The organism is Streptomyces sp. C36 (genome assembly GCF_040932295.1).
Lineage (GTDB): Bacteria > Actinomycetota > Actinomycetes > Streptomycetales > Streptomycetaceae > Streptomyces > Streptomyces triculaminicus.
In genome coordinates, this window is sequence record NZ_JBFQGI010000010.1 from 206,614 (window position 1) to 212,667 (window position 6,054).

A 6,054-nucleotide genomic window follows, 5' to 3' on the forward strand; every position below is an offset into this window, starting at 1 on the left:
GGGCATGCTGCCGCGACTGCATCACGGGCGGGGACCGAGGGACCACTGCTCCGCAAACGAACACACCGCAGGGGCACCAACCAGGAACGACAGCAGCAACATGCTGGCCGTGCCCTCGGCACGGTTCACTGTCCGGCAAAGGACGCAACGAGCAGGCTCCTGCTCGCTGACTACGGGTGCTGGGCGAGCAGGCGGGCGAGCCGCTCGCCGATCACGGAGGGCAGGCCCACCACGAGCCCTGTCTCCGACCCGTCACAGAACGACCACCAAACGTGTTGAGCAAGCTCCACAGAGGCGGAGGCAATCTGGAACAGCACGCACGAGCACGCATTGAGCCGAGAGCCGCAGCTAGCGCTCGACACAATCACGGGCAAGCTGTGAGATCGGCGCAGGCGAAGTGAGCCATCCTCGGAGGTACGGGCGTAGGCCGCGTGTACCTGACCTCAGCGCGAGCGGAGGTGAGCCGAGGCCGCGCCGCGTAGGCATCGAAAGTCGGGGCGACTTGGGCTCCGCGCAGGCGAGGACAAGCTGGGCGCGACGGTAGAGCAGGCGATGCAATGCGGCGAGCGCTGTACAGGCCAGAGGCTAGCCGTAGTTGGGGGCGCGCGGTGACCGCGCCAGTTGGGAGCTACTCCGGGACAGTTACGGTGTTGGACGTCCGGCCGCGTTGGCTCATCTCTGCCTACGCGAAGCAGGAAAGTACAAAGACTTTAGGTTCAAAGGGTTCTGTGGGAGCGATCCTAAGCACAGAGGATTCCTGGGAAATTTGGTCCTGCTCGCACGTGGGCAGCAGGGGGCAGCCACGCTTGACACGGCCTTCTCCCCCATTCCTTAACCACATGCCTCGCCCCGCCGACTAGCACCGGCACGTGTCACAACTCTCGGCACGCCCCGACATCGACGTCTATCGATAGCGCACGGCTTGGGGTGATGCAGGCTGGCCATGGGGTGCGCCACCTGTCAAGCCTCCCGCAGATCCTGGCAGGCAGCGTGACCGTGCTGCTGACAGCACAGAGTCTGGTGCCGAGGTCTTCCAGCATTGGAAGCCCCAACCCACTCTGATGCGCGTCACGTCACGTGCGGATCAGAGTTGAAGCCCCAGGTACCTGCCGCTGTTCAAGTCACGGATGATCAGTAGGTGCGTGTTCATGTGGAGAGAAGTTCAGAGTTCCGGCAGAACCATGTTCTGGTCCGGGTCCGGACGTCGTGCGGAAGCGCCGTGGTGCAGTGGTGCGGTAACCCGGCAGCTGCGGACGGCCCGCACCACATCGAGTGGACCATCGACGAGGAGATCACCTGGGGGCACAACGCGAGCCCTGCCGCTCTCGCGCGGCCAAGAGTGAGCTCTGAGGGTAGCCAGGTCTGTCTACGGGGGAGACTCATGCTCGAGATGGACGGCATCGCGGTACTCGAGCTGGCCGGCTCGCAGATTCTGCTCGACACCGCAGACCCATTGCCCACAGAGATCGACGGCACATGGGTAGAGCTCCGCTTCGAGCGTGACCACGTGGCCATCTACCCCTACGAACTCTGATCTGACACCAGGGCTTACGACAAGACCGGCGAGGCTGCAAAACTGAACCCAGCCCCAGCGGCTGCGATGGCGAACTGGCATAGGTCCATCGGTACGGTGCTCTACTCTCAAGCCTTCTCCCGGCCTGTCCATGGGCATGTCCAGCTCTGCGGGCACCAGAGATCTCAGGCTCGCATACCTCCGTTTCGACAGCTGACGCGGATGGGCCCGAGTTCTCCCTCATCAGCGTCTGCTGACCAGGCGTTGGCTTCGTTGACAACTCATGCGTTGGTGCAGTTGGCCTGGGTAGCCGTCCACCCGGAGACAGAACACTGTCCGCTCTACGAAGACGGAATGTTCATCCGCCTTCCCCTGACCCATAACGGCGTTATGGGTCAGGCAGCCGATGGGTCGAGCCATCCGCGGACTGCCGCAGCGATGCTGGAGTGAGTTCCGCGCAGGCGGGACTCCTCTATCAAGCAGGTAGTCGAGACCAACTGAGCGTTTCCACACCCGCTTGCGTCGTCGCTTTGGATGATTGTTGGCCGGTTCCCAGTTTGGGAACAGCTGCCGAGCGAAGACTTGAAGCATGGCTTCCGGCCTCGTCTCCCTGCTATCAAGGTGGGGTAGATCGATGCGCCGGGGATGGCAGACCAACTGCGGGGACTGCACGAAGCGGGTGGAGACCCTGGCTTGGAGCAGTTCCCCGATCCCACTGCAAAGCCGCTACAACGCCGCAGGTCGTGAAGGGTGAGCTCCGCGCGAGCAGAGGTCAGCCGAGCCCCCCACCGCATGACCACCCGTACCCCGAGTGGTCTCCGCCGGCGGAGGTGGGCCGGTGGTCTTTGCGTCGCGCCAGCGGCGGCCGGAGTGGTCTCCACGAGGCGGAGGTGAGCTGGCGGCGACGGCATGACCGACGCCGAGCAGCAGGTGGAGGAGAGCATCGCCCTGTTGTCCACCGAGCGATCCGTGGATTCGGCGCTGGTCGACAAGGCGACCGCCAGACTTGTCCGCTGGATCAGGTGCCACCGTGATTCAACATGAGCTTGGCGGCGGGGCGGCACGGGCGTCCCATGCGGGCGCAGCGTTCCTCGAAGTCCGGCGGCAGCCAGCTGCGGCCCAGTAGTCGCGGATGGGCTGGGAACGATGCGCGCGCGGTCAGAGCGAAGATGAGCGAAGCCCAGGGTGTGTGAATGCGAACGGTGGAGTACTGCCCACGGGTATCGACGAAGCTCGTTTGAAAAACATCGGGTCCCACGAGGTCGATCTCCCTCCAGCCATCTGACTGCCAGTAGAAGCTGAGTGCGCTCGTCGGGTGTGCGGAGAACATGCCCTGTACAGAAATAGTGATCTCACTCGTGCCGTCCATCACCCACCGGGGTTGGGCGTTACGCCACGCCTGGTTGCGCCGGGAGGAGTTGGTGAGAGCAGTGGCCGCCATGCTGGCGAGCACGAAGGCTGGGCTGCCGACCGCAAAGCCGCCTTCATGCACGTAGCTGCCGTCACCCAGAGCCCTCCAGCTCACTCGCTGTCCTGGCCCCACAGCCAGAACGCGGTCGCCGTAACCGAGCCTCGCGGTGGAGGCAATCAGCGGACGCCGATCCAGTCGGCCCTCAACAAGGTCAGCGAGGATGTCGCACGTGTGCCACAGATACTCATCCATGGGGGACCACACCAGCGGTTGGTACCCCGGCAGGGGCGGTAAGGACTCAGACACGGTCTCTCCGTCATCACTACATAGGGATCTTCAGACTACGTTCCGCGATCAGGCACTCCGTGCCAGCCCTCCAGCAGGGGCGAGGCCCGGTCAGCGCGGTCCACGTACGGACCTTCTTCTCCTCGCCCGGATTGTTTCGGGATGACGTGGCAGGCCAGTCGTCTGGTTGGGCAGAGTCCGATCATGAACTCAGTGGGAGAGGACGCGGGAGTCGTCGAAGCGGCCTGACGGAAGCTCTTCGGCTATGTGTACGTGAGCGAGGCGCTTGTAGCCGCCGCCTACGCCGAGCCTCGGCTGCGGCAGCTCTATCCGGCCGACGCCGCTCTGTCGCTGCCGGCGCGGCGGCACTCGTACTCGCTGGCCCGGCTGGCCGTGCTGGAATCAGTGCGGGCCTCATTCGACGCCCCGACGGCGGCGATCACGCGCCGCTGCGGGCCGGTGATCGGCAAACGCCAGGCCGAAGACCTGGTCATGGACGCCGCAGCGGACATCGACGCGTTCTACCGGGCACGGATTCTCGCCCCGTGCACCGCCGGCACGCTGCTGGTGATCTCGGTGGGCAGCAAGGGCGTCATTATGCGCCCGGACGCCCTGCGGCCCGCGACCCGCAAAGCCACCGCTGCCCGTCCCGGTCTGTTCCGCACCCGTCTGGCATCCGGGGAGAAGCCTGCCCGGAAGCGCATGGCCACTCTCGCCGCCGTCTACGACGCCGAACCCGCACCCCGGCGTCCACATGACGTAATCGCTCTGCCCGGAGGGCGCCACGGTCGGCGCACGCTCAGGCCCGGGCCGAAAGCTGCATCGAAGTGGCTGCACGGGATCGGTCATGGCCGACGCTGCGGCGGTCGTCAAGGCGGTCGTCAAGGCGGCCTTCGGCCAGGCCGAAGCCCGGGACCCCGGTCACCGGCGCCGCTGGGTCGTCCTCGTCGACGGCGCTCGCCATCAGCTCGACCTCATCCAGTCCGAAGCCGCCTGCCGCGGCATCGCTGTCGATGTCGACTTCGTTCATGTTCTCGAATATCTGTGAGGCGCCGCGTGGTGTTTTCACGCCGGTGGTGATCCCGCCGCCGAGGACTGGGTTGCCGCCCACGCCCTCAGCGTTCTGGCAGGCGGTGCTCTGCAGGTTGCCAAGAGCATCGGAAAGCAGGCTTCCGCTGGCGAGCTGACGGACCAGCAACGATATGGCGCCGACGTCTGCATTCGCTACCTGACCGGCAAGGAACCCTTCCTCCACTACGAACGCGCGCTCGCCGCGGGCTGGCCCATCGCGACGGGCGTGATCGAGGGAGCGTGCCGGCACCTGATCGGCGACCGGCTCGACATCACCGGCGCCCGCTGGGGACTCGCCGGAGCCGAAGCCGTCCTCAAGCTTCGCGCGCTCATCAGCAACGGTGGCCTCGACGCCTACTGGAATTACCACCTCTCCCGAGAACACCGCTGCGTTTATCCAGACGCTGACCAGGGCAGATACGCCCTCACCTCCTAATGACGGCAACTGCACTCAGAACGACTCGCACCACTGAGCCCTGACCAGCGGGTCCACAGGGCGCCGCTTGACCTTGCCACTGGCGGCAGGGTTGAACGATCACGGCATGGACACCAGCACCGCACCGCAGCCCAGCAGGATCGTCGCCGTCACCGGGGCCGGCACCGGGATCGGCCGGGCCACCGCCCGGGCCTTCGCCGCCGAGGGCGCCCACGTGCTCGCCGTCGGCCGGCGAGCCGAACCGCTCCATGAGACCGCCGCCGGTCACAAGAGGATCACCCCGCTCGCCGCGGATATCACCGCCGCCGGAGAGCCCGAGCGAATCATGCACACCGCGCGGGAGCTGCACGGCCGATTGGACGTGCTGGTCAACAACGCCGGCATCGTGCACAGCGGTGCCCTCGGCACCCTCACACCGGAGACGATCACCCCGCAGATCGCCACCAATCTGACCGCTCCCATCCTGCTGACCCAGGCCGCGCTGCCTCTCCTCGAGGCGACTGGCGGGGTGATCGTCAACGTGAGCACGTCAGTTGGGCAGCGGGCCTGGCCCGGTAGCTCGGTCTACGCGGCGACCAAAACCGCACTGGAGCTGCTGACCCGCAGCTGGGCGGTCGAACTGGCGCCCCGCGGCATCCGCGTAGTCGCGGTCGCCCCCGGCGCAATCGACACCCCGATCGGCGAACACCAGGGCCTGACGCCCGAGCGGATGGCCGCGGTGCGCGAATGGCAGCTGGCGCACACCCCGTTGGGACGGATCGGCCGGCCCGAAGAGGTGGCCTGGGCCATCACCCAGCTCGCCTCGCCGGCTGCGTCGTTCGTCACCGGAGTTGTGCTCCCGATCGACGGAGGGGCGGTCGTGGCGTGATAGGAGTGGCCCCGGAGGTGGAACGGGTGAGGATCGGTGAGCTTGCCAAGATGACCGGGACGACCTCCCGTGCCCTGCGGCACTACGAACAGGCCGGGCTGATCTCCTCCGAGCGAGCCCTCAACAGCTACCGCATCTACGACGAACGGGCAGTGGTACGAGTCCGCAACATCCGCTACCTGCTGGCCGCCGGACTCACTCTCGACGACGTGCAGGTGTTCCTGCCCTGCCTGGACGGCGATATGGCTGCCGCACCGCCGTCGGACAAGGGGCTGCGGGTCGCACTGGAACGGCTGGCGGTCCTCAACGAACGGATCGCTGCCCAGACCGCGGCCCGCGACCGGCTGGAAGCCGCACTCCGGCACAAGACCGGCAACCGGGTCCGCCCGGTGGCCTGACCCAGTTGCCTCACGGCAGAAGCCGAAGACACCCTCACCGCCTGGCCAACAAACTCACTCAAGAAGAGCCGC

5 protein-coding genes are annotated in these 6,054 nt (G+C 66.4%); 3 read left to right on the forward strand and 2 right to left on the reverse strand.

Annotation, left to right across the window (positions count from 1 at the left end; genetic code table 11):
* The first annotated feature begins 1,381 nt into the window (after nt 1-1,381).
* Nucleotides 1,382-1,534, forward strand: coding sequence for a hypothetical protein (locus AB4K12_RS28255; protein WP_368437304.1), 153 nt, complete (start codon nt 1,382-1,384; stop codon nt 1,532-1,534).
* A 997-nt stretch (nt 1,535-2,531) separates the two neighbouring features.
* Here the strand turns inward: AB4K12_RS28255 and AB4K12_RS28260 are convergent.
* A complete protein-coding gene (locus AB4K12_RS28260; protein WP_368437306.1) occupies nt 2,532-3,176 on the reverse strand; it encodes a hypothetical protein in 645 nt (214 codons plus the stop codon).
* 832 nt (nt 3,177-4,008) lie between these two features.
* Nucleotides 4,009-4,665, reverse strand: a complete 657-nt coding sequence (locus AB4K12_RS28265; RefSeq protein WP_368437308.1) for a hypothetical protein — start codon at nt 4,663-4,665, stop codon at nt 4,009-4,011.
* A gap of 157 nt (nt 4,666-4,822) precedes the next feature.
* Between AB4K12_RS28265 and AB4K12_RS28270 the strand changes: the two genes are divergently transcribed.
* Nucleotides 4,823-5,584, forward strand: a complete 762-nt coding sequence (locus tag AB4K12_RS28270) for an SDR family NAD(P)-dependent oxidoreductase (RefSeq protein ID WP_368437310.1) — start codon at nt 4,823-4,825, stop codon at nt 5,582-5,584.
* Nucleotides 5,585-5,610: 26 nt separating this feature from the next.
* Nucleotides 5,611-5,982: a MerR family transcriptional regulator gene (locus AB4K12_RS28275; protein WP_368437312.1), complete on the forward strand. Its 372-nt coding sequence runs from the start codon at nt 5,611-5,613 to the stop codon at nt 5,980-5,982.
* The last annotated feature ends 72 nt before the right edge of the window (nt 5,983-6,054 follow it).

Bases quoted from the DNA above. Each gene is read 5' to 3' on its own strand.
- AB4K12_RS28270 (WP_368437310.1), top strand. From the start codon at position 4,823: ATGGACACCAGCACCGCACCGCAGCCCAGCAGGATCGTCGCCGTCACC.
- AB4K12_RS28255 (WP_368437304.1), top strand. From the start codon at position 1,382: ATGCTCGAGATGGACGGCATCGCGGTACTCGAGCTGGCCGGCTCGCAG.
- AB4K12_RS28260 (WP_368437306.1), bottom strand. From the start codon at position 3,176: ATGGATGAGTATCTGTGGCACACGTGCGACATCCTCGCTGACCTTGTT.